Origin of the sequence: Halorubrum sp. SP9, assembly GCF_005435015.1 — an archaeon.
GTDB classification, from domain to species: Archaea; Halobacteriota; Halobacteria; order Halobacteriales; family Haloferacaceae; genus Halorubrum; species Halorubrum sodomense.
The window spans coordinates 1-836 of sequence record NZ_SGXU01000174.1 but is presented as its reverse complement, the minus strand read 5'-3'; the positions used below and the strand labels follow the sequence as shown (position 1 = coordinate 836).

Genomic DNA, 836 nt, shown 5'->3' with positions numbered 1-836 from the left:
AAGTCTGTATTCCCGGCCGACTCGTCGCGTCTACCGGATGACCCGGACACATGGCGCTTCGAGACGAGCTGACACGAACCGGAGACGGTAGACAGCTCCTCGCGGACCCGACCGATCACTTTCGGGTCCGTGGTCCAGAACGCCAACACGTCAGCGTTCGGGCGGGAACGGACACTGCTCAGTTGTGTGTCTGTCCGCATGAGTACGTCGCGAACCGAGGCTAGCGACCGGTCTGGTGTATCTCTCATCCGCACGGAAATTTCGTGGACGCTGCTATCGATCGAGGCAATACTGTCGAGTTCGATGCCCGGCGTCGCCGCGACGTAGTCACGAAATGCGGTCTCGGTGTAGCCGTCGACGCGACCGGTTAGGTGAAAGTTTTCCCTACCTGTTAGCGCGACGTGTTCGACGACGATTGTACCGGACGTCGAGAGGCCCGGGAAGAGCGGCGACGGATCCTGACATTCGAAGTCGAAGGCGATCGGTGCGTTCGACGCGCTCGCGGACTCAAGCGTTGACAGCCGCATTCCGGCGGCGTCCGCAACCGCACCAACTGCTTGTCGTTCTGGTTCGGCGAAGCGCTCGGCATCTGTACTGATGAACTCGGCGATCGCGTGGACGGTCCCACAATGGCTCACCGGAACCGCGAGCGATTCCCGGTAACCGAAATGGAGCAGTCGGTTGAGCCACTCGCCGTGAGCTCCTCCGGTCGCTTGTCCGTCGACGATACGCTGTGGTTCGTTTTGTGAGGCAGCGGTGATCGCGGGGAACGTCTGCCTGGCGCTTTCGTACAGCTTCGCCGGTCCACCTGCCTCGGACACTTCGACCGGGTCAAT

At 61.6% G+C, this 836-nt stretch carries 1 protein-coding gene; it reads right to left on the bottom strand.

All coding sequences use genetic code 11. The annotated features are described in order from the left end of the window. Window positions 1–836: GAF domain-containing protein (locus EXE45_RS19860; RefSeq protein ID WP_158294309.1), on the bottom strand; the 836-nt coding region annotated here is incomplete at both ends.